The following is a 25,423-nucleotide window of genomic DNA, read 5'->3' as shown; positions in this document are numbered from 1 at the left end:
AAAGTTGAATGAAATCGTTGCATTTCTATTCAAGAGATTAAAACAAATATAAATTTTTATTTTAAATAAATGTAAATACTACACTTAATTTTAATTTTTCTTTTATTGATGGTGCTTAACGGCTATTTTACTTTTAGAACAACCAAAGCATTAGGTGGGATTTGAACAGAAAACTTCCCTTTTTTTATCAAAGAATTCTCTTCAAGAGGTTTTATGTTTTCTGTCTGGAAATTATTTTCGGCAGAAAGTTGTGAAGATGTCAAGGTTGTTTTGGTTAATTTGCTTCCTAATTTGATGTTTCTCGGATTGATTTCAACTGATTTTTCCTGAGAATCTGTATTGACTATTTTGATGATTGTTTCACCTTTTTTGCTGTCTAGAACTGCAGATGCAAAGAGTTGATTTTGACCTTTTACTGCGTTTCCATTTTCCGAGATTTTAATTAAATCTGTTCCTTTATTATTTGAAAACAATTTTTGAACATAATAATTTGGTGTTGCGTAAGACTGTAAATTATTAAACCAAATTAAATCCGGTGTCCATTGCCAACCGTCTGCGTGTGCCAGAAGTGGTGCGTAGGAAGTCATCGTCACGACATCTGCGTTTCTTTCCAATCCGGTCATAAAAGCAGCTTCCGATAAAGCTGTCTGCCAGTTATTTTTATTGTCCTGTTTTACGACACCAACTGACTGAGCAGCATATTCTCCGGCAAAAACTTTTGGGCCTCTTCGGTCATATTTATCATATCTGTCGGCGTTTTTTAAAAACCAGTCCGGTGAATTGTAGTAATGTTCATCTACGATTTGTGCATTGAGTTTTTTGAGCTCTTTCCATCCGTATTCGAAAAATTCTCCGTCGGGCGACGGGCCGCTTCCTGAGATGATTTTGATGTTGGGATATTTACTGTGAATGGCTTTTTCAAAAACTTTGTACCGTTCGATATAATCTTCGCCCCACTGTTCGTTTCCAACACCGATGTATTTCATATTAAACGGTTTGGGATGTCCCATTTCAGCACGGATTTTTCCCCATACCGTGGTTTGATTTCCGTTTGCAAATTCAATTAAATCCAGAGCATCCTGAACAAATGGGTTTAATTCTTCCAAATGCACCAATTCTCCTGTATTGAATTGGCACGCCATTCCGCAACTCAAAATCGGTAAGGGTTCTGCTCCCAAATCTTCGGAAAGCTGGAAATATTCAAAAAAGCCTAATCCGAATGATTGATAATAATCTGGCGTAAGACGATGTGCAAAACCTGAACTCCACTTGTTGATGAGATATTCTCTGTCTGCCACATTTCCCAATGTTTTTTTCCACTGATATCTTTCGGCAAGTGTCCTGCCTTCTACGATACAGCCACCGGGAAAACGTAAAAATCCAGGTTGCAAATCGTATAATTTCTGAACTAAATCTTTTCTTAAACCGCCTTTTCGTCCTTTCCAAGTATCTTGCGGGAAGAGCGAAATCATATCCATATTGACCACACCTTTTCCGGTAAAAGTGAGCTGTAATTTTGCTTTTTCAACCGTTTTCGTTGGTTTAAAAACGGCGGTATAATTTTGCCAGCCTTTTCCTTTGATGAGAATTGGAGCTGTTGAAATCAAGTTTCCGTTTTCGTTGACTAAACTTGCTTTGACTGCAGAAATATATCCGGACACATTTTCGAGGTTGAAACTGAAATCATATTTTTCACCCTGATGAAGTCCGATTCCTCTAAAACCTTCATTTTCTAGAATATAATTTTTATCATTGTAAATGGTGATTCTTGCGTAGTTTTTGTTGGTTTTGGAATCATCCGAATAAATGGTTAGAAAACCTGAATCTAAATTTGGAGAAAGCGTTTTTGTATTTTCCTGCTTCCAACCCGTCAACGGTTCATCAAATTCAAAACTTCTGTTTTTGATGAGTTCTGCATAAATTCCGCCATCGGCTGCAAAATTGATGTCTTCGAAGAAAATCCCGTACATCGTCGGCTGAATTTTGATATTGGTGGACGTTCCGTCTAAATTGAGAAAGTGCTTTGTGATATTTCCTTTTTGTGCGGAAAAGAAAGCTACGCTTAAAGAAAATGCGGTTGCGAATATTTTGGATTTTGTTTTCATTGGTAGTTTTAAGTTAGACGACATTTGCTCTCGCAGATTTTTTGATTTTACAGATTTTAAATTCCTGATTTACTCTAAAAAGTTTTGATTTGATTTCAGAAGTTATTTAACCTGTAATTTGAGGCTTTTCAAACCTGATTCGTCCGAAGTTCCACCGTAAAAAATCGTGTAATCTCCAGGTTTTGAAGCCAGATCATCAGCTTTTTCATCATAAAATTTAAATGAATCCTGAGAAATCGTCAGTTGGATATTTTTTGTTTCATTTGATTTAATCAAAACTCTTTCAAAAGCTCTCAAAGTCTTTACCGGCGCGGTAGCATCATTGTTCCTTTTTACATAAACCTGCACTACTTCTTCACCATCTCTTTTTGAAATGTTGGTAACAGGAATGGTTATAGTTAAGTTTTCCTTCGAGCTGATGGAATTTTGGTTCAATTTAGCCTGACCATAATTGAATTTTGAATAGCTCAAACCGTGACCGAAAGCATATAATGGTTTTTCTGTCATATAACGGTAGGTTCTACCTTGCATATCGTAATTTTCAAAACCCTGATGTTTGCTGGTTTTCGATAAATTATTGTCGAGTTGTTCCAAATTTTTATAAAACGTTACCGGCAGTTTTCCTGAAGGATTGTAATCTCCCGCCAAAACATCTGCAACGGCTGTTCCGCTGGCCTGTCCGCCATACCAGGCATTCAATAAAACATCATAATTTTTTTCGTCCTGTTCGAGACCAAGTGAACTTCCTGTGCAAAGCACAAAAACGACTGGTTTTCCAGTTTTTCTCAATTCTGCGAGCAATTCACGCTGCACTTTCGGAAGTTCTATCGAGTTTTTATCACCACCTCTGAAACCTTCTGCACTTACCAGCATTTCTTCGCCTTCAAGACTTGGAGAAAGCCCGCCAGCGAAAATAATAACGTCGGCATCTTTTATTTTTTCTTTTACTGAAGCAAAATTTACCGGATCTTTTTTATAGACTTCAAAAACAATACTCACATATTTTCCTTTTTGGGAATGGCGAAGTTCTATTTGATATTCTTTTTCTTTCTCCATTTTCACTGGAAATTCTGATGGATGTCTTGCGTCTGGACCTTTTCTGGTGGCGATTTCCTTTCCATCAACAGACAGCGTGTAGACATCTGATGTAGCTGCTGAAAAAATGACCTCGCCTGTAAAATTACTTTTGAAAATACCCGAAATTCTTGCTGAAGTATTTTCTCTGGCAACTCCTGCAGCAAGCTGTGTTCCGCCAAAGCTGTTGTACGTAATTGAAGTATTATTAACTGATGTATTGACAGGCTGACCTTTGAATTCATTATTGTTAAAAAATTCCACCTTCATTCCTCTTTGTCCGTTTTTCTCACTGATGAAATTCTGGTAAAGCGAAGTTCTTGCAGTAGGATCTGCGACTTCACTTCCTTTTTCATAGATAATTTCGGCATTCGGAAATTTGGTTTTAATTCCATCTAAGACCGTAACTGTAGAAGAAGGTGTTCCGTTGTAGTTTCCCAGTTGCATAATTCCGTCATCTGCATTCGGGCCGACTACTGCGATTTTTTTGATATTTTTATTTAAAGGAAGAATATTCTTCTCATTTTTCATCAGCACGATTGACTTTTGCGCCATTTTCAAAGCCTGTTTCCTGTGTTCATCCGAATCTACCACCGAATAGGGGATTTGGTTCCAATGAACAGACGATTTTGGATCCAGCATTCCCAGTTCAAACCAGCCCTTCAGAATTCTTCTCATTGAAACATCAAGATCTTTTTCTGTGATTAAACCGCTGGCAAGAGATTTATTTAAATTATTATAGGTGTCGCCACATTCCAGATCTGTAGAATGTTTCAGTGCATCTGCTGCGGTTGTTTTTTCATCGGGATGGGTTCCGTGGTACTTTTCCTGATAGAAATCTGCCAAAGCCCAACAGTCGGAAACAACCATTCCGTCATACTTCCATTTTCCACGGAGAATCTCTGTGAGCAAGGTATTGTTGGCGCAGCACGGCTGTCCGTCGAAAGCGTTGTAGGCACACATCACTTCTCTTACATTTCCTTCCAAAACCAGTGCTTTGAAGGCCGGAAGATAGGTTTCGTACAAATCTCTTTTGGAAACTTCAGCGTTGTAAGAATGACGGTTCCATTCCGGACCGCTGTGGACGGCAAAATGTTTGGCGCAGGCGTGTGTTTTAAAATATTTCGGGTCATTTCCCTGCAAACCTTTTACGGCCGCAACACCCAGAACAGAGGTTAAATAAGGATCTTCTCCATAAGTTTCCTGACCTCTTCCCCATCGTGGATCACGAAAAATATTGATATTGGGAGTCCAGAAAGTCAGTCCTTCGTAACGTCCGGTTTTACTTGATTCGTCGAAAGATTTATTGTATTTTGCTCTGGCTTCATCAGAAATCATTTCAAAAGTTTTGAGATGTTCCGGAACATCCCAGGTTGCCGCTAAACCAATAGCCTGAGGAAAAACCGTAGCTGTTCCTGCCCTTGCAACGCCGTGGAGCGCCTCATTCCACCATCCGTAAGCGGGAATTTCCAGTCGGGGCACCGCTTTGGAATTATCCATCATCATCCCTATTTTTTCGTCCACGGTTAGCAAACTGAGAAGATTATCAATTCGTTTTTCAACAGGAAGTTCCGTATTCCGGAAAGGAAAATTTTGCTGTGCTTTCCCCAAAAAAGAAAGAAAAGCGGCTACAAAGAGGAGTTTTTTCATGGCCTGAATTTTAAAATCAAACTTTACCGATTTGTGTGACAAAAATGAATTCGGTTGGATTAAAGCAAATATATTATAATATGCTTAATAAATGTATAATCAACACTTATATTTTATTAAAAAAAGTTTAAAACAAAAGCCATCAGAAAATCTGATGGCTTGAATAAAGATTAATAAAAATGAAATTATTTCTTAATCATTTTATGTAGAGACGTTTTTCCAGAAACGGTTACTTCCACAAAGTACAGTCCTGAAGGCAGATGAGAAGCTTCAATTCTGTTTTTACCTGATGAAATTTTTGTTTTGGAAATAATCAGACTTCCTTTCGCATCGTACATGGTATAGAAAGCGTCGCCTTTATTCACATCGATGAAAAACTCGGTCTTAACCGGATTCGGATACACTTTTACCTCATCTGCTGAAACTGGAGTTTCCGCAGTTGCCAGCGTTGCAAAACTTAGCGGTAAAAACGCAGCCGTAAACTGATTTCCTTCTGTAATATATGCCTGGAAAGGATTGATCGTCGGTTCGCTTCCTGCTACAACTTTGTAAAAACCGGTTACACCGTTTTCTGTTTTTAAAACGTAGGCGCCCGCGTACGCTTTAATTTGCTGATACACTCCGTTCACCTGATTTACAGTAATCGCTTTTGGCGTAGAAACGCTTCCTGATCCTGAAAATGTAATATTTCCAGTTGCACTGATTAAAACCGGGGTATTTGCAGGAATCGTTCCTGTGATCTGCGTACAAACCACATTTCCTGAATTTGGAATCATTGTATACGCAGTGACATTTGGAGGTACTGCCGATGAGAATGGCAGTAAAACTACGCCATAACCATTGAAATTTCTTGTATATGTTGCTGCATTTGCCGTAAAATCAAACGGAACCTGCAGATCTTTTCCCTGCTCAGAAAGCGTTAGGGTTGTACAGTTTGTCCCTGAAATTACATTCGTGTTCGTATTTGTTACGCTGCTGTTTACGTAAAAAATACTGTTGCTGTTTTCAGATCCTGCGATCCAGCTTGATGTCGGCGTAAGACCAGTGACTGTTCGGAAATCGAGCGATGTATAATGATTATTTTCCATCGCATCCAGGAGGTTACTATCTGTCGAAGCATATACGCCGGTGAATTTTGCAGCTCTTTCGTTTCCGACATTGAAGTAAACATCACCAAGATTTAAGGTTAAAACAGAACTGTAATTTCCGCTTCTCAATCCTAAAATTCCCTTACATCCAAAAGGCAGAGTCGCGCGGGAAAGATCAAAAACAAGATTAAAACTGCCTGATCCCGGCGCGGGTAAATTCACACTTCCATAATTGTAATTTCTCACAACATTATCATTATCAACATAATAAAGCGTCGTGTTTGAAGATGACTGGCCAAGCGTTGTGGTATAGCTTAAAATATTTAAAACCAATTTATTGTAACGGTCATTCAACGCGATGTAGCCATTTGCCGCGGTCATATTCTGGCTGAAAAGCGGTGTCGAATTGTAGAAAGTCACCGTTTGCCCAGAAATTTGATGCGCCGTCCCAAATGCCGGATTTGTTGTTGCCAATGTTTCAATTTTATTGTAATGAACTTCGGTTCCTGTCATATTGGAAACCGGTCTTTCACCACTTTTTGTAAACACAAAAGTCATTACACTGGATGGCGTCACAGAAACTTGCGGTCTGAAAGTATCGGTCGCAAAGGTGAACGCCGCTGAAGTCATATTCTGCGTTTGTGAAGTCGTAATGCTGTTCCCTGAATTGGTGAAAAAAGGAAGATCCACTTTCAGATTATACGTATTCGCTGACGTGTTGATCACCATTAATGTCACCTGATTTCCGTCAACAGAAATATAAGACGAACCTTCCAAACTTCCGGTGGATACTTCCCATTTGGTGTCTATTCTGTTTTTATTGGTCGTTGTTTTTGCATATTGCGAAAGGATGTAACCGCGCTTGGTCATTTCGCCGGCAACTGTTCCGTTGCTGCCGTCACCCATCAATCCATAATACCTTTTTGAAGCATAATGAATCCACGCATTTACATTTCCGAGCATGGCATTATTAACAGCTTTCGCGAAAGAAAAGCCATCAATCGACCAGCTGAAATCTCTTGCAGGAATAGTGGAATTAGAATTCCAGTTGATCAGATATTCGGTCTGCCAGATCTGTTTATTGTTGTTTTGAAACTGTTTATAAGCGGACTGCATGCTTCCGTACTGATGTCCTCCATAGACTTCAAAATTTGCCATCGTGGCTGCATTCAAAAAAGCATTCGCGAAATTATCCGTAAAACCAACACTTTCAGGGGCAATCACACTGCAGTTAATCAGCTGACCGTAATCTTTCACAAATGTGGCAATCTGCGTCGGCGTCCAGATACAGCCTGCGTACTGTGCCATTTCATCCGGTTCATTTTGAATCGAAATGTAATCGAGCGCGACACCGTTTGTTGCCAAATACGTCACGAAACTGTTGAGGTGCAAAGCGTAATCCTGATAGTGTTCAGGCTTCAGATAACCGATCTGTTGCACGCCATTCGCATCCACAAAAACTGCATTTGAGTTGTTATTGGTTTTCCACGCGGCAGGCATCGTCCACGGACTTGCAAAGACAATCAGCCCCATTGCTTTTGCCTGCTGAGCAGTTGCCAAAACCTGCGGCCAGTCCGCTTGATTTTCAGGAATATACAGTCTCATAATATTGTAACCAGCTTCGGCCGCGCCGGTTCCCCAAAGTTTCTGAATCTCTGCAGTCGTCATGTGATTGTACGCAAACTGCGGGCTGCACACAAAACCGCCGAAACCGGTAACTTTCTGATAAACAATATTTTTGTCGATTTTCACTTTTGCAGGCAGTGGAGTCTGTGCATGCGCAAATTGGGAACAGGTGATGCCAACGGCCAGCGCGATCATCCGGTTTAAAATTTTTCTCATAATAATTTGAAATTAAAATTGTTACATAATATCTTATAGTTTAAAAGATTCGTGGTTATTGGTTTTTTTTAAAATTATTTAGCGTGATAATCGCTTTCCGGCGCTCCCAGATAACTTGGTTTCAGTCCGCCTGTGTTAATTAGAATCTTTTCTAAAACAATTCCAGGTTCCAAAACTCTGAAACGTAACGTATGTTTTCTGGGCTGTGAAATCTGGTGCTTTGTAATTGATTTTATAATATGTTCCGCTTGCCATTGTCCCAATTCGCCTTTATAATGACCGTTAAAATTGACGGTTTGTGGCAATTGTCCGTCGAAAGAAATCTCGTAGCGAAGTCCTTTGTTGTGGTTGAAATTTAAAGTTGGAGCTAAAAGAAGCTGAACCTCAATTTCACCTTTAGACTCGAAATTAATATCGTATTCCAGATAGATATTTTCGTCAGATTTTGGATAGGCATTCTGTGGAAAAGTCGTAATACTGGATTTTGTTTTTCCAAAGTCAGGAATCACTTCCCAATGAATTTTGTCTGAATTATTCATTCGTGCAAAATTTTCCGCTTCGATAGAAACATAACCGTCTTTCTCCTGAAACACTTTATTTTTCGGAACATTTGCTTCAGAAACATAAGTGACTTCAGGCATTATATTTTCCTTTCCATCTGCCCAACTTTTGTATCCTATTTTCATCTGATCCATCATGTGCGTCCATTTTCCGCCCGCAATTTCATTGTTGTATTTATTATCGAGATAGGCATTTCTTTCGAAGCATTGTTTTGCTTTATCTGCATAATAATTAGCCTGCAAATCATTTTTCGCTGCCAGCTCTTTGTTTTTCGCCACTGCATAATACATTTCATACAAATTGCTGCACGCATCTATTGGATAAAGCACAAGCTGATAATACGCATCCTGATATTCTGCCGGAATCTGGTCTTTTAAACGTAATGCATCCACTGCCAACGCTCTGTAATCATTCAAAACGGTTTCAAATTCACTGTAATTTTCGAGGCTGAATGTTTTGCTGTCCAGCGTTTCAGGCGTTACTCTGCGGTTGTATTTTGCATAAAGATTAATCATTCTGGCAATTTCCTTTGAATGTTTTTCGCCAAACTGCTGTGCCGACCATTTCTCAGTGTATTCCAAAAGGTTTTTAGAATTAAACTGTTTCGGGTTCCAGGCCATTTCCAAGAAAAAACTGATTGGGAATTCCATCGGTTTCAAATCACCAACGTTAACCACCCAAACTTTATCTACGCCGTGTTCATAAGAAAGATTCATCTGTTCCCAAACTCTCTGAATGGGACTGATGTTAATCCATTTGGAATTTCTCGGTCCGCCTACGTAATCAAAATGATAGTACATTCCGTAACCGCCCTTGTGTAAAGGTTTTGAAAGATCCGGAAGCTTTCTCACATTGCCCCAGTTGTCATCACAAAACAATAAAATCACATCATCCGGAACTCTCATTCCTTTATCGTAATAATCCTGAACTTCTTTGTACAAAGCCCAAACCTGCGGTGTTTTATTCGGATTTTCACCAGTAACATTCAGGATGATTCTGCGCTGATCTTTAACGATGTTCTCAAGTAAAGAAATATTGGTTCCCTCTCCCATCGCTTCATCACCGTCGCCACGCATTCCTACCGTTACAAGCTTTTCCCAGTTTTTGCTTCTTACAATTCCGGCTTTCCAGAAATCCTGCAAGACTTTTGCATTTTTAGAATAATCCCAAACGTTCGGAAGATTGTTTTTTTTGATATATCGGTGCCAGTCTGCTTGTGCCTGAGCCATTGGTTCGTGGTGCGAAGTTCCCATTATAATTCCCATTTCGTTGGCCAAAGGTCCGCTCAAAGCATCATCGTCGTAAAAAGCTTTTCCCCACATTGCAGGCCACAGATAATTGGCTTTGGACCGTAGAAGCAGTTCAAACACTTTCTCATAAAACTTAGAATTAATCCCACCAAAAGTTGTTCTTGCCCAACCACCGAGCGAAGGTTCTTCATCATTCAGGAAAATGCCGCGGTATTCTACAGCCGGTTCTCCATCGGTATAAATTCCTTTTTTGAAGTATAAATTTTCTTTCTTTTCTACTGGAACATCTGCCCAATAATGCCAGGGCGAAACACCAATCTGCTGAGAAACTTCATAAATCCCATAAATCGTTCCCCTTTTGTCGCTTCCCGCAATCACAATGGCTTCCGAAACTCCGGGAAACGGATCGGTGATATTCTGAATAATATATTTCTCGTTTTTTCCTGCTAAAGATTTTCCGTCGATCTTTTTCTGTTTGATTAAATCGTCAATGACCGATTTGGTTCCGACCGTTCCGATGATGATTAATGGAGAATTCATTCCTGAAATCTGATTTAAAAGCGTTGGCTGATTGCCTGTGACTTTCTGGAAATCGGATTGCAGGTTTTTGACAGCTCTTAATATTCCTGCATCGATATTCCTGTTTGTAAATATTGAAATGCTGACTGATTTATCTTTCAGAAGAATGGCATCATCGCTTTTTTTCGTTGTGATAAATGGTTCGGTTGCCTGTACATTTAAGCAAGCACTAAAAAATAAGACAACGAGAAATAGTATCGGTAATCTGTTCATAATCTTTATTTTATTTTGATTCTTTGGCTTTATAATTAATTGAACCCTTTCAGGGGTTCGCCTTTTGTATGTTTTCTGTTCCATAGGTTTGGCTTCGCCGAATCTTGTTCCTCGATTTCACCTACGGCTATTGATATTGAATCCTTCGGATTCTCCTGTTGCGGCGAATCTCCCGCAGCCCGACCTGAGTGGAGCTCTTTTTGTGGAGCAAAGCGGAACAAAAAGCGGGAACGGACGGCGGATAAAGCTGCCCAAATCATTCCAGTGTTAGTTCCTCAAAACAAACCCTCCATTTGGCTGAATTTCTACTTTGAATTCTCCTTTGTCATTAACTTTCACTTCTTTTTCAGATGAATTTCCCTGAGCATCGTCATTGATGAGTTTCACGGTTTTCCCGGCAAACATTGGGAGCTTAATTTTCAGTTTTTTAACCGTTTTTTCTGCATTGATTCCCGCAACAAACCATTGATTCTGATGTTTTCTTGCAATCACAGAATATTTTCCGGGATAGCCGTCGATGAAAACCGTTTCGTCCCAAAGCGTGGGAACTTCTTTCATGAAATCAATCTGGAATTGTGGAACATCGGTAAGATTATTGGGCATCACTGCAAACATCTGAACCGGATTCTGAAACAGAACAGCCGTCGCCAATTGGAAACCGTCTGTGGTGTGTCTTTTATTTTTGTCTTTATTTGATTTTTTTAAAAATTTATTGAGGAAAGTTCCGCCAAATTCCATACTTCCGACAGTGTTTCTGATGAAAGGATGCAAAGTCGCAAAAAATGCTTCCTGCTTGCGGACATCCTCTGAAAAATAAAGCATTTCTGAGGCTAAAACAGCTTCGCTTCCGGCATAATTCGGGTACATTACCTCCCATCCTCGCGGCAAAGTGGCGCCGTGGAAAATAATGGTGAGACCAAAATCATTGGCATCCGACAAAATATCTTCGTACAGACGCATTGTTTCCTGCTTGTCTCCCCCGAAGAAATCGACTTTAAGACCTTTTACGCCAGCTTCTTTCAGCCATTTCATTTCTTTTTTCCGTTCCACCGAACTACTCATTTTGTTTCTAGGTCCCATTGGCGCATCATTGGCGGCTCCGTTTGAATTGTACCACAGCATCACCTCCACATTTTTGGATTTTGCGTATTGAATTAGTTCTTTCATTCTTTCTTTGCCAATATTTTTATCCCAAAGAGCATCAATTAAAATGTATTCATAACCGAGTTTTGATGCCAAATCAATAAACTTAGTTTGGTCTTCATAATTCATACTGTTATCCTGCCACAGAATCCAGCTCCAGGTAGATTTTCCGAACTGGTATTTTTGAGAAGGCTCATAAAGCGGGTCGACCACATCAAACGGAATTGTTGTTTCAACGATTGGTTTCAGAGAATCGCCGATGGTGATGGTTCGCCACGGAGTTGTTCCCGGAAGAGAAATCGCTGCTCCGGAACTTCCGAAACCGTTGTTTTCTGCCATATTAGGATAAGCTACTTTATAAAGATTTTTTTCAGAAGTTGTATCCAGATGAGAAGCGCAGTATAAACTGCTTACTCCAGTTTCAGACAGTAAAATCCAGCTGTCATTCCCATTGTGAAAAAGTCCTGGAAAAACGTAACCATAATCGGCTTTCATTCCTAATTCTGCATCGGCTTTGTAACCACTTTCGTAGCTCGGTGCTGTTCGGGCAAAACCTGTCATCGGCTTCATCATTGGTGAGAGGAACGTTGTGGTTTGAGACGGAAATCTGTACCCTGTAATTTCTGACTGTACTACAACGCTGAGGCGGTCTTTCATTGGTTCAATACTGTAGCGAAAAGCAATATTGTTATCGCTTACTTGAAATTCAATTTCGAGGTCAAAATCGTAGGCATTTTTAAAACTGACAGTCAGCACATTAGCACTATAATTAACCTTTGATTTTTTGATTTTTTCGTTGGAATAGGTTTTGGCAAAAACATCTTTTTTGCTGTTAATGAATTTTAAATTTTTAGAAAAATCAGACTCATTGGTGATTAAACCTAACGGCGATTTTTCCAGCATCATTTTTCCCTGAAAAGTGACGGAGTACAAAGCATTTCCGTTCTCTGAAAATACATTCAGCTTCAGTTTTCCATCGGGACTTGAAACTTCTGCAACCTGCGCTTTAAGTTTTGATAAAAAACAGAAACTTATTAATGATATAAATAAAAGTGTAAATTTTTTCATTTTAAATTATTTTGAAAACATCCAATAATCGAAAAACATAATATCTTTTTCTGCTTTTCCGTTAAACACAAAAAATACATCGTGAACGCCACTGATTTTTTCTTTTAGTTCAGCTTTCACATTTTGCCAGCGGTCGTCTCCACCAGTCAGCGGAACTTTTACCGTTGCAATTACTTTCCCGTTTAGACTGTCCAAACGAACATCAAGCGTCACTTTGCTGTTATGCGTCGTTCCTACTCTTGCAGAAAATTCGGCTGCACCTTTTTTACCGAAATCAACATTTTTCACGCTCGTGTAAGCACCGTTTTTTTTGGCTTTAATAAAAACGCCGGCTTCTTTATTCTGATATGACTTTACATTTTCCGACCAAGCCATCATTTCAGCCTGATTGAATGCGTAAGGATTAACGGTTGCAATAGCTTTGGAAATCCCAGTCGTCATTTTGAATGGAGAAATAGAGCCATCTTTGTTAAATTCTAATTCCTGCACACTTACCGAACGTGTAAATCCGCTACCGCCCGGCAACGCACCGTTGTGGTAGAAAAAATAGGTTTTCCCTTTAAAATCAATAACGCCGGGATGGTTGGTGAAAGATTTTCCTTCCGCAGGCATTACGATTCCGCCATATTTCCACGGACCTTGCGGACTTTTGCTGGTAGAATATCCGATGAATTCAGGAAGCGGACCACCCGGCCAGAAGAGATAATACAGATTTTTTCGTTTATAAAGCCAAGGTCCTTCCTCGTATTTCGTTGGTCTTTCCGGATTTCCTTCCCGCTTTCCGAAAGATTCTTCAGTCATCGGAACCTCAACAATATCGCCGGAATAGGAAATCATATCCTGATTCAGCTTCACATATTTCAATTTTGGATTTCCCCAATACAGATGCGCCTGTCCGTCATTATCCACGAAAATAGTTGGATCAATATCGCCCCACTCGCTCTGTACCAACGGTTTCCCAAGCGGATCGTGAAACGGACCAAACGGACTGTCGCCAACCGCAACGCCAATCGCGCCTTTATTATTGGTTTTCGAAATCATCGGCACGTACATAAAAAATTTGCCGTTTCTTTCAACACATTGTGCCGCCCACGCATCCCGCTTTGCCCAATCAAAATCTTTGTAGGAAAGAATTGTCCCGTGGTCCGTCCAGTTCACCATATCGTTGGTAGAATATACTTTCCAGTCGTTCATCGTAAACCAGGTGGAATCGTCCTCGTCGTGTGTGGTATAAACGTAAAGCCTGTCATTATAAACCATCGGTGCCGGATCTGCGGTGTAATTGGTTTGGATAATGGGATTCTGCGAAAATAACATTCCCGAAAATCCTATTAGACAGACATTTATGATTGATTTTATTGTTATTTTCATATTGATTTACTTTTTCTGAAAACTCCAGTGGTCGAAATTGAAAAGCTTTCTACCTGCCGTGATATTTTTTCCTTTAAATACAAAATAGACATCGTGGACGCCTGAAACGGATTCTGTTATTTTTGAAGTCAGCGTTTTAAACTCTTCCCAACCGCCAGTTCGTGGAACCTCGATTTCAGCTAATTTTTGTCCGTCTGTTTTATCAAGTCTGACTTCTAAAATTCCGCCATCAAGTCCTGCTGCCACAGAAGCTGAGAATTCCGAAACTCCTTTTCCAAAATCTACCGCACGAACTTTTATGTAACCTCCAACTCTTATATCAGAAACAAAAACACCTGTTTTTTTGTTCTCTGAGGTGCTGCATTTCTCCGACCAGGCAATTGTCTCCGCTTCATTTCTTTGGTAAGGATTTAATATTCTGACAGGATTTACGCCCTCTTTCGTCATTGTGATTTTAGGAATGGTTCCGTCTGCATTGTACTTAAATTCTTCAATCGCAGTCGATCTGCCATAACTTCCTGCACCGGGCAGCAATCCTGTATGATAAAACAGATAGGATTTTCCTCTGAAATCAATAATTCCGCCGTGGTTGGTAAAGCTGTTGGTTGGCTGGTCGGTCATTATTTTTCCCTGATATTTCCACGGTCCGGTTGGCGAGGAACTTGTTGAGTAGGAAAGACATTCCGTGCGGTCTGTCATTCCTGCGTACATCAGATAATATTTTTTGTTTCGTTTATAAAACCAAGGCCCTTCTACATAAACATCATTAAATTTTTCCTGTTTCTGCAAAACGTCTTCACTTTTTCCCGGACGTCTCAGTCCTCCGAAAGCTTCCACCGATTGCGGAACTTCTGTGATTTTATCATCATAAGAAGTCATATTTTTATTGAGCTTCACATAAAATAATTTGCTGTTTCCCCAATAGAGATAAGCCTGTCCGTCATCATCAATAAAAACGGTCGGGTCGATATTATCCCAGGTTCCCGTTGTCACCAAAGGTTTTCCCAAAGCATCTTTGAATGGGCCGGTCGGACTGTCGGAAACTGCAACGCCAATTGCCATATTGTTATCAACCGTCTGAGCACAGATGTACCAATAAAATTTACCGTCACGCTGAACACATTGTGCTGCCCAGGCGCGGTCACGAGCCCAACTGAAGGATTCTAAGGAAATCGGAACGCCGTGATCTGTCCAGTTGACCATATCTTCGGATGAATGAACTCTCCATTTCGTCATATAATAAAAATCATATCCCGGAATATCGTCGCCTGTGTAAACGTACATTTTATCTTTATAAACCATTGGCGCAGGATCTGGTGAAAAATGCGTCTGGATAACAGGATTTTGGGCAAAAGCATTTGCACTTAAACTGCAAAAAGCAAGACCGTTTATTATTTTTATCTTTTTCATATTCAATTTATTTCTTTAAAATCTTGACATAACAGCACGACCATCATACAGAATTTTTCTGCTGACTATTTTACCATTCAAACCGATTAAGCTGATATTGAAAATTCTTTTTTCTGTAATTCCTTCATATAAACCTTTCCGCTCGCCAATCTTCAAAGTTTTGTTTTTCTCGTTCCAGGAAAATGGAATCAGGCTGTAATTTCCTTTTTCATAATTGTAATTATCGCCTTCATCTTCATAAAGTTCAAAAAAACCGTTTTGTCCGGCATACACTTTAATGGTCAATGCATCATTTGATTTTTCGGAAGAATATTGCATTATCGGTCCGAAAGGAATAATAGATCCTGATTTGACGAACAGGGGAATTTTGTTTCCAGAAGCATCAGCCGTTATATCTTGTCCGCCGTCATAGCTTTTATCCGTCCAGAAGTCGTACCACGAAGTTCCGTTTGGAAGATAGACTTGCCAGTTTTTTGCTTCCGGCATTGTGACAGGAGCAACCAAAATCGATTTTCCAAACATATACTGATACGCCTGTTTCACTGCTTCCGGATCATCTTTGAAATCCATCACCATCGGACGCATTATTGTAGAATTATTGTGAGAAACTTCCCAAGATTGAGAATAAATATAAGGCAATAACTGATACCGAAGATTGATTAAATCCCGCATTTCGCCTTCCACTTTATCGCCATATTTCCAAGGTTCAGTTTCCGATTGGTAACCGTGAGTCCTGAAAATCGGGCAAAAAACTCCCCATTGAAACCAACGCATCAATATGTCGTGGTATTTTGGGTCGGTATATTGAGAAGAACCCGGTCGGAAAAAGCCACCGATATCGGTTGTCCAATACGGCATTCCGGTCAATGAATAATTAAGTCCGGCGACGATCTGTCTTTTGTAAGTATCCCAATCCCAGCCGATGTCTCCCGACCAGTTGATGGTTCCGTACCGCTGCTGACCGGGGAATGCAGATCGTGTTAAAATCACCACTCTTTTCTCAGGATTTGTTTTTCTCTGTCCGTCATAAACCGCCTGGCTCACAAATAAAGGATACGTCAATCTGTAAAATTCTCCGGCTCCGAAATACGTTTTTTTCCCCGCCAATGCATCGTTTTCCGGTTCTGTCGCATCCATCCACCAGGAATCAACACCATATTTAAAAAGGTTATCATTCAAGGCATTCCAGTGTACATTTTGTGTTTTCGGATTATAAATATCAATCCACGGACTGTCCGGAATGTAAAGACCTTGATAATCTATCGCAACATCTGATTTTTTATCTAAATTTTCCCATACGGATACGGAGAATTTTGAATTTAACTGATGTAATTCTTCAATGAACTGTTCCGGGTTCGGATAATTCTTTTCATCAAATTTCGGAACGCCCCATCCGTATTTCCCCCAATACTGCCAATCCTGAACGATGACATCCATTGGCAATTTTCTTTTTCTAAATTCTTTCACAGTCTCCACAAGCTGCGAAGCTGAAGTGTATCTTTCCCGGCACTGCCAATATCCAAAAGCCCATTTCGGAAGCATCGGAACCTCACCGGAAAGTTCTCTGTAAGCCTCTATCACTTCATCGGTATCATTCCCGGCAAAAAAAACATAATCCAAGGCTTTGCTGTTAGGCGAACGGAAAGTTGTGACATCACCTGCTTCGCTCCATTTTAAAACTGGTGTGTTGGAGGCTTTACAGACAACCTCAATCTGATGTTCACCAGCTTTCAAACTAATTTTTGTGCTGACAGCTGGAGGCAGCCAAAGGTTGGATTGGTCAATCACCGGTTTTCTGTCAATTATCAGTAAATGGCGGTTATCCATATCGCCCAGATCGAGCATAAAAGTATAGTCGGAATCTTTATTTAAAGATAATTTGCCTTTGTAGAAGGCCTGCTGCTGGGAAACCTTCATCGTTCCGCTGGTTGTGGTCACTTCTTTTTCTTCTCCTTTGGAAGACGATTCTTTTTTCAGTTCCACATTATTGTCCGCCGGATTGAACCACGATAAGCCGTACTGATGCCACAAAATACCATACCCTTTTGATGAATAAAGGAATGGCAAGGCAATCTGGCTGTTGACCTGAATGAGTTTTCTGCTGATATTTTTCAGATTATAATGACCGTCCTGAAACTGTCCCAAGCCAAAAAGATATTCATCAGATGGTGTTTCAAAACCCTGTTCTGCTATGTAGCAAGGCTGGGATGAAACGGTGTTGTCGGTTAATTTCCGACTGTATATCGCTTCAGACAGCAACACTTTTCCTTTTTTATCAAGAAATTTTAGTCTGGAAGTTTTCTTATCGAACAAAACCGTCACATTTCCTGATTTAAGTTTTAAAAAATCTTTATCCTCCGAACATTTGAATTTTGGAATTCCCAGCTTATTGATCAACACAAACTCAAGTTCTTCCGCGGGTAAATCTTTTATCCATTGTATTCTAACCGCATTTTTATGAACAGGATTTAGTTTCAAAATACCTTCTGACAGCTTTACCGTCACACCATCTTTATTGACGATATGACTGAGGTAGGTTTGTCCGCTTCCAAATAAGGGAAACAGAATAAAAAGGCAGATGATTGTTTTCCAATTCATATTAAAGTATTTTAAAATGTGATTATTTACTTCCGATAAACCTGTAATAAGCGACACCGTGGGCCGGGATTTCCAATGGCAGGCTTTCGTTTACAGTATTTAATTTCGCAATATCTTTCTGTCGCCAGAGATCACGGATTGTTTGTTTTCCTGATATTCCAAGTTTTGAAAAATCTTTATAATTCATACTCACTTGTTCTCTTCCGAAATTGGCAAATGCGACCGCTTTGCTGCCGTCTTCCAGTTCTTTTACATAGATTTTAAGTTCGCCGACTGTCTGAAGGCAAACGCCCTGTTTTCCCAAAGCATCCTGATTCACAGCAATTACCTCATCATTCGTTAAAAGATTTAGTGTGAAATCATTAAGTTTTTCCAGGTCGCAACCAATAAGAAGCGGTGCTGAAAATATGCTCCAAAGGCTGATGTGAAGATATTGCTCATCGGGTTTCAAACGGCTTTTGTGCGGATTTCCCCAGCCGACTTCACCAACTACCAGCATATCAGGATCATTCCAGTTGCCCGGTTTTGCGAACGGGGCGGCTTTATCTTGAGCCAGTGCAATACTTTTCACACTCGCCCAGGTATCAGTAATATCGTTGGTGGTTCTCCAGGATTGCGCTTCAACCTTATCTCCCCATTTCCAGACATCGCCCATCCCGTATTGGCAAAGATTGTAGACAATATCGCGTGGCTGCTGACGGAGTAAATCACCCATCAGTTTGAAAGGTTTTACGCCTTTCTCCGGATCGCCTCCACCCTGAAATGCCAAAGAAGGAACTTTAAAAGGATCGTTTTCCGGCAGACCGTCGAGGACACCTCCATAGCTGCACCAGTCGTATTTCAAGTAATCGATTCCAAATTTTGAATAGCTTTCGGCATCCTGTTTTTCGTAGCCGTAACTGCCGAGAGATCCACCGCAGGTCCACGGACCGGGAGAAGAATAAATTCCTATTTTCAATCCGTTGTTGTGAACATAATCTGCAAGGCCTTTTATATCAGGAAATTTGGCATTGGGAATAATAAATCCTTTTTCATCACGCATCTTAGGATGACCTTTGGAATCCCGGTTATACTGCCAGGAATCATCGATGTTGATGTAGCTCCATCCGTGGTCTGCCAATCCGCTTTTAATCAGAGCATCCGCAGCGCGTTTTACTTTATCGGCCGAGACTTCAAGTCCGAAACAGTTCCAGCTGTTCCAACCCATCGTTGGCGTGAGGGCAATCTTTTCGCCGCAATTTATTTTAAATTTTTTCGAAGTTTTTCCTTTTGCATTTTTGGCGGTCAATTCCACTTCATAAATTCCTGTTTTATCCAGTTTTCCTGTGATAATTCCTGTTTGATAATCTAATTTTAATCCTCTTGGAAGACCTTTTACAGAGAATGTCATTGGTCGTTCCCCGGTTGCAGGAATCCTGAACAAGAATGGAGAACCTGGACGAACGCCGAAAACTGCTGCCGAATTGATTCTTGGCGTTGCAGGAGATTTTGGCGTTAAAATATATTCTTCGGATGAAATGGGATTGAATGTTTTTACGGTAACCGCACCGTCAGTTTCAAATTTTGCTTCAACCCAGTTGGCGTGGTCATAATAAGGACCATTGCCGCCGTCGGTGACCAACAATTCTAATTGTTTGATGCCTTTTAGTGAAACAGAAAGAGGTTTAGCTTTGTCTCCCAATTTCATAATTCCACTTGACCAGAGCTTTCTGTTGTCGCCATAAATCTCAAATTCCACGGCTGGATCTTGCCCCTTCACTTCATCATCCAGACCTACTAACGCAGTGAATTTTGATGCTTTTCCGTCTAGGTTGATCAGCAAAGAACTTTCAGCGTGCGTGCCAAATCCTCTTTTGAAAACTTCGCCTGCAATCGTCAGCGGTTTTCCCGCAACTGAAGTATTGATGCCAGGCGTTCCGTGACCCTGCGTAGAAACACTAAGGTCGAGCTCATCCAGCCAAACGACATTCTGCGCATTTAACCAACATCCGGTGAAAAAACTTAAAATAAAAAGTTTAAATCTGTACATTTTAAAAGTTTAAGCGAAATAAGAAACTTTTTAAAGTTTAAATAAAGCCCTATTTAGAACTGAATTTCCACCAGTCAAAATAGAAAAGGTCTTTGTTTCCTTTGAACACAAAATATAAATCGTGAATTCCTTTTACATTTTTAACAGGAGATTTGATAGTTTTAAAAACATCACCTTCGGCTTTTCCGACAACTTGAACAGTTCCTAATAGTTGTCCATCCAATGAATCTGTATGGATTTCTATCGTCCCGCCATTTATTGATGCAACTGAGACTTCCAGGAGTTTACTTCCTTTAGAAAAATCAACGCCCTGAACTTTAAGGTAATCGCCATTATTGATAGATGAAACCACCATTCGGTCAGTAATTTTTTTGCCCGTGTCGTAGGGATTATTTCTTTCCCATTCGGTCATTTTTTCTGTTTTTAAACCTTCACTGTAAGCAATCGTTTCGGCTTCCACCTTTTCATAAGGATTCAAAGTCGCAATTCTTTTTACGCTTTCAGGATTCCAAAACGGTAATTTTTGAATGGTACCATCGGTATTGTAAATAAGTTCGCTCACACAGATGGAACGGCGTTCATAATGCTTGCTGACTGACTGTTTTCCAAGATTATAATTGAAACCGAAAACGTAAGATTTACCCTTAAAATCAATAATTCCAGGATGATTTCCGTTGGAACGTTTGTCGCTGTCCATAATCATTCCTTTAAATTCCCACGGACCGGTTGCCGATTTGCCCATTGCATAACCAATTCCCTCCGGACAGCAAGTTGAGGCATACGCCATATAAAAATTTCCGTTTCGTTTCCAGGCCCAAGGCCCTTCCTGATAATGGAAAGGATCCGGCGAGCCTTTCACTTTTGCAATCGACTGATCTTTTACGATTGGCCCATCAACAGAAATCATATCTTTATTCAGTTTTAAATACCAAAGATTGGGATTTCCCCAGTACAGATAAGCCTGTCCATCATCATCAATCAAAACTGTCGGGTCGATATCGTCACTTGAATTTTTAACCAGCGGTTTTCCGATAGGATCTTTGAACGGACCATACGGACTGTCGGCCACCAAAACTCCGATTCCTCTTTGTCCGGGCATTGGGCAATACATATAAAACTTGCCGTTTCTTTCTATAACCTGAGGCGCCCAAGCCCCGTTTTCCGGGTCTGTCCATTTGAAATCCTTTAATGAAGCCACCACGCCCTGATCTGTCCAGTTGACCATATCGGTTGAAGTGTACAACAGCCAGTCTTTCATTTTAAATCCGAACGCGTCATCCTCGTCGTGACTGGTGTACAGAAAAACGGTGTCTTTGTAAACCATTGGCGCAGGATCGGCCGTGAATTTGGTCTGGATGATGGGATTCTGGGCAGAAACTAATGTTCCTATCACGGTTAAGCTTACTTTAAAAATATTTTTAACCATCGTTTTCATAATAAAAATTAAATAGTGAGTGGTATTCGGTGATCAGTTCAGATGATTGTCTTTTTGTGATCGTTCTTAATTAAATTTTTTTAATCCTTAAAAAGCAATTGAGCAAACTGATACAAATTATTTCTCCAAACCGGCCAGGTATGACCGCCGGGATATTCGGAATAGGAATATTTAATGCCCAATCCATCCAGTTTCTTCATCATTATCTGATTGTTCTGATACGCAATATCATTTTTTCCGCCCATCGCAATCCAGAAATTCTTAATATTTGAATTGAATTTCACTTTGTTATCAGCTAAAAATTTGTACTCATCATCAGCCACTTTCTGAAGCGTCGGCAACATCCATCCCGAACTGAAAACGCCTAACGACGAAAACATTTCAGAATTCTGAATTCCTGTATAAAGCGTATATATTCCGCCCATTGAAAGTCCTGCCAAAGCTCTGTTTGGCGCATCTTTTTTAATTCTGAAATTCAATTCTGCAAAAGGAATGACCGATTCTTTGAGTTCTTTTTCAAACATCTGAAGATTTCTAACCCCAAAATTTCCGAATCCGGCGGGACCGATATTTGCATCCGGCATTATTAAAATCATTGGTTTTGCTTTGCCTTCTGCAATCAGATTATCAAGGATCAAATTGGCTTTTCCCTGATTTGCCCAACCGCTTTCGTCCTCGCCACCACCGTGAAGAATGTAGAGCGCAGGATAATTTTCATCCACATTTTTGTCGTAACCGGGCGGCGTGTAGATGAAAACTCTTCTCCAGGAATTGGTCACTTTTGAAAAGAAATTCTGGATCCTGATTTCGCCGTGAGGGACGTCTTTTAATGCATAATAATCATCGCCCGCAAAAGGAATTTCGATTCCGCTGGCGAATCTTCCCATTCCGTAAAATGATTTGCTTGACGGATCTGCAAGCGCTACATTATCAATCAATAATGAATAATAATGAAAGCCTTCGCTTAAAGAATCTGTGGTCGCTGTCCACACTCCGTCTGATTCTTTTTTGAAATCATATTTTTTGCCTAAATCGATCTGAACTTTCTGTGCATCGGGAGCTTTTACTTTAAACATTGCTTTTCCGTTGGGTAAAATCTGTGGAAACTGGGCATTTCGGATGTTAGATTCGGGTGGTGTTCCAAAAACCGTAAATTCCGAAAATTTGGATTGGTCGACAGGTTTAAAAATCAATTGGGAAAAGATGTACAGATCATTTTTCCAGACTTTGAAATCGTGACCGCCCGGTTCGATGTAAAAAATGTGAGGGATTTTATTTTCTGTCAGATAATCACTCGTTCTTTTGCTGAAAGGCATCAATCCGTCCTGGTCGCCACAGGAAATGAAAATCAGTTTCAGTTCTTTGGCTCTTTGCGGATTTGGAAGCAATTTTTGAGGTTCTCTGGTGTTGGGAGCCGATGAAAATCCGCCAACCCAGGCGAATTTGTCGATATTTCCGAGTCCGAAATTCAGGGTTTGTCCGCCACCCATTGAAAGTCCGGCAATCGCGCGGTTTTCTCTGTCTTTCTTTACAGGATATTTTTTTTCGATAAAAGGAATCAGGTCGGTCAGCAAATCTTTTTCAAAGGTTGCGAACGCTTCCACTTTATCTTTTGCCATAATATTTCCGGTAGCGCGGTCGTCTTTCATCGCTCTTCCATTGGGTAAAACGACAATCATCGGCGTGAGTTTTCCCTGTGCGTAAAGATTGTCGAGAATAATTTGTGGTGTTCCGTTTTTGTACCACTCTTTTTCGTCGCCGCCAATGCCGTGAAGAAGATATAAAACCGGATATTTAATTCCTTTTTTATATCCCGGCGGCGTGTAAATCAGAGCTTTTCTTGTAGTTCCGACTGTTTTTGATGCATATTGAACCGAGTCAATTTTCCCGTGCGCAATATCTTTTTTTTCAACATCGAAACCTTGCGGAGCCTGTTTATCAAAAGTTTGTGCAGAAATAAACATTCCTGACAAAATAAAACCTAAAGCAAATACAACTGAATTTCGCATAATTTTTTATTTGTAATTTTTACACTTATTATTTTAGACAAAAAAATAATACCTGCACTGGTTTATCTTTTTTTCATTTTTCCTGGTCAACTTTCGTAATCTTAATTGGCAGGTCGCCTCTACGAGGCTTTGGTTTGGTGATGCAACTTTTTGCTATTAACAGCTTGCTCCTACGGAACAAATTTTTTTTTATTACGCCGAATCACTCGCAGCCCGAGCTGAGTGGAGCTCTTTTTGTGTAGCGGAGCGAAACAAAAAAGCGGGAACCCTTCGACTAGCTCAGGATAAACTCGCGCGGATACAGCTGCCCAAAACCTACTTCCATTTCTTTTACTCGGAACTTTTATTCACCCTGAAAAAATCTACGTCTACAAAACCTCCTGTACTTTTCGTGGCATAATTGAAAATGGCAAATTTGGAGCCCATAAACAATCTTCGGTAATCGAAAATCATTTTGTAATCTTTCGCCATCTCCGTCCAGATTTTCTGATCGGTGCTGTACGAGAAATTGGCCAGATCTTTTCCGAGATTGAAATCGACGTCAATTTTAAAATAAACCTTGTCCGAGTTTAATGGAAATCTCTTCTTTTCGTCTTTTTTAACACCCAAAATTGCTTTAGTTTTATTGTCTAAACTTACCTCATCTGTTTCAAAAATGACAAACTTTTTACTGCCTTCCATTACCACCGACAAAATCCCTGAATCTCCGTTGAACGCACTGAAACCTGTAACATCGCCATCTTTCATACCTTTCAAATCCAGAGCAACAATCGCGGTAGATTTCGGGCCTTCCATTCTTTGGGTTAAAGTATTGGGAGCGGCATAGAGATTATCTACAATTCTACCCGTTTTCAGTCTCATAAATCCTTTTCGATCGGATAAAGACCAGGATTCATTCACCGGATTATGATTCCACTGCCACTGGATTTTTAACTTATTATCTGAAAACTCATCGCTCTCAACGATGCTATTTTTAGGTTTGAAGGGAGGAAGCGGAACTTCACCATTCAAAGGAATTTTTCCGTTGTCACCTAAAACCGGCCAACCGTTTTCCCATTTTACAGGAATTAAAATCGGAACACGTCCAACTCCACCTCTATCCTGAAAAATTAGCGAATACCAATTTCCGTTTTTATCATCAATCAAAGCACCTTGTCCTGCATAGGAAAATCCGAGGAAATTGTCTTCCAAAATGATTTTTTTCTCGTAAGGTCCGGTCGCCTGATCAGCTCTGTAAACTTCCTGACGGCGTTTTCCACCTCTTGGCCAGGAAATCATCATCATATAATATTTTCCGTCTTTCTTTATAATTTGATTGCCTTCCAGAAGTCCGGTTTCCGAAGCATCTTTTTTAAAAACCACCGTTCCTTCAGGATTTCCGATGACTTCTTTAAAATCTGGACTTAATTCAAAAACTTTGTTGGACGTGAACACGTAAACCCTGTCGTCATCATCAAAAAGCAAAGATGCATCGTGAAAATGTCTGGTTCTGGTAATCAGTTTCCAGTTTCCTTTTTCAGGATTGTCGGAAACATAAAAATAAGATTTGAACGGCTCGTCATTCGGGGAAAACAAAACGTAATATTTCCCTTTATGAAAGCGGATTGACGATGCCCATTGCCCGCGTCCGTAAACAGTTCCGTTTATCAAATCGTATTTAGAATTGTCATTTAACATGTCAAATACATAACTTGCCATTTCCCAGTGAACCAAATCTTTGGAATGCATCACCGGAGCGCCCGGCATCAGGTGCATTGTGGTGCTGATGAGATAAAAATCATCGCCGTTTCTTGTGATCGATAAATCCGGCGCATCGGCCCAAATGATTGGGTTTGTAAATGCTGTCTTCTGTTGTTTCTCAGTAGGATTTACCTGAGCTGAAAGTAGATTCAGCCCGATAAATCCGAAAAGAGAAACTATATAAAATGGTTTATTAATTTTCACGGTTTTGATATTTTATTGTCTGTAATATTTTGGAACGCTGCATAAAAGCAGCCC

Annotated in this window: 12 protein-coding genes; all 12 read right to left on the bottom strand. The window is 40.1% G+C overall.

All coding sequences use genetic code 11. The features are described from left to right. Window positions 1-122 precede the first annotated feature (122 nt). Window positions 123-2,105 (bottom strand): alpha-L-arabinofuranosidase C-terminal domain-containing protein, encoded by a 1,983-nt coding sequence (locus tag ASG01_RS00160; RefSeq protein WP_055858111.1) that lies wholly within the window; start codon window positions 2,103-2,105, stop codon window positions 123-125. Window positions 2,106-2,207: 102 nt separating this feature from the next. Further along, window positions 2,208-4,829 (bottom strand): beta-glucosidase, encoded by a 2,622-nt coding sequence (locus ASG01_RS00155; protein WP_055861975.1) that lies wholly within the window; start codon window positions 4,827-4,829, stop codon window positions 2,208-2,210. A gap of 185 nt (window positions 4,830-5,014) precedes the next feature. Beyond that, window positions 5,015-7,759: a T9SS type A sorting domain-containing protein gene (locus ASG01_RS00150; protein WP_055858108.1), complete on the bottom strand. Its 2,745-nt coding sequence runs from the start codon at window positions 7,757-7,759 to the stop codon at window positions 5,015-5,017. A gap of 74 nt (window positions 7,760-7,833) precedes the next feature. Next, window positions 7,834-10,362: a glycosyl hydrolase 115 family protein gene (locus ASG01_RS00145; RefSeq protein WP_055858104.1), complete on the bottom strand. Its 2,529-nt coding sequence runs from the start codon at window positions 10,360-10,362 to the stop codon at window positions 7,834-7,836. Between the two features lie 267 nt (window positions 10,363-10,629). Next, window positions 10,630-12,573 carry a glycoside hydrolase family 97 protein gene (locus tag ASG01_RS00135; protein ID WP_055858098.1) on the bottom strand — a complete coding sequence of 648 codons (1,944 nt, stop codon included), beginning with the start codon at window positions 12,571-12,573 and terminating at the stop codon, window positions 10,630-10,632. Window positions 12,574-12,579: 6 nt separating this feature from the next. Further along, window positions 12,580-13,944 carry a glycoside hydrolase family 43 protein gene (locus ASG01_RS00130; protein ID WP_055858094.1) on the bottom strand — a complete coding sequence of 455 codons (1,365 nt, stop codon included), beginning with the start codon at window positions 13,942-13,944 and terminating at the stop codon, window positions 12,580-12,582. A 6-nt stretch (window positions 13,945-13,950) separates the two neighbouring features. Then, complete coding sequence (locus tag ASG01_RS00125) at window positions 13,951-15,354, bottom strand: glycoside hydrolase family 43 protein (protein WP_082498263.1); 1,404 nt, start codon at window positions 15,352-15,354, stop codon at window positions 13,951-13,953. 15 nt (window positions 15,355-15,369) lie between these two features. After that, window positions 15,370-17,952, bottom strand: a complete 2,583-nt coding sequence (locus tag ASG01_RS00120) for a TIM-barrel domain-containing protein (protein ID WP_055858088.1) — start codon at window positions 17,950-17,952, stop codon at window positions 15,370-15,372. A gap of 22 nt (window positions 17,953-17,974) precedes the next feature. Then, on the bottom strand, window positions 17,975-19,981 hold the full coding sequence (locus tag ASG01_RS00115; protein ID WP_055858084.1) for an NPCBM/NEW2 domain-containing protein: 2,007 nt from the start codon (window positions 19,979-19,981) through the stop codon (window positions 17,975-17,977). Window positions 19,982-20,030: 49 nt separating this feature from the next. After that, a complete protein-coding gene (locus ASG01_RS00110) occupies window positions 20,031-21,407 on the bottom strand; it encodes a glycoside hydrolase family 43 protein (protein WP_238584487.1) in 1,377 nt (458 codons plus the stop codon). A gap of 89 nt (window positions 21,408-21,496) precedes the next feature. Further along, window positions 21,497-23,425: an alpha/beta hydrolase-fold protein gene (locus ASG01_RS00105; protein WP_055858077.1), complete on the bottom strand. Its 1,929-nt coding sequence runs from the start codon at window positions 23,423-23,425 to the stop codon at window positions 21,497-21,499. Between the two features lie 330 nt (window positions 23,426-23,755). Continuing rightward, on the bottom strand, window positions 23,756-25,369 hold the full coding sequence (locus tag ASG01_RS00100; RefSeq protein ID WP_082498262.1) for a glycoside hydrolase 43 family protein: 1,614 nt from the start codon (window positions 25,367-25,369) through the stop codon (window positions 23,756-23,758). Window positions 25,370-25,423 lie beyond the last annotated feature (54 nt).

It is taken from the genome of Chryseobacterium sp. Leaf180 (assembly GCF_001424585.1).
In the GTDB taxonomy this organism is placed as follows: Bacteria; Bacteroidota; Bacteroidia; order Flavobacteriales; family Weeksellaceae; genus Chryseobacterium.
Note: the sequence above shows the minus strand (reverse complement) of the source record. Positions and strands in the feature narration are given on the sequence as shown.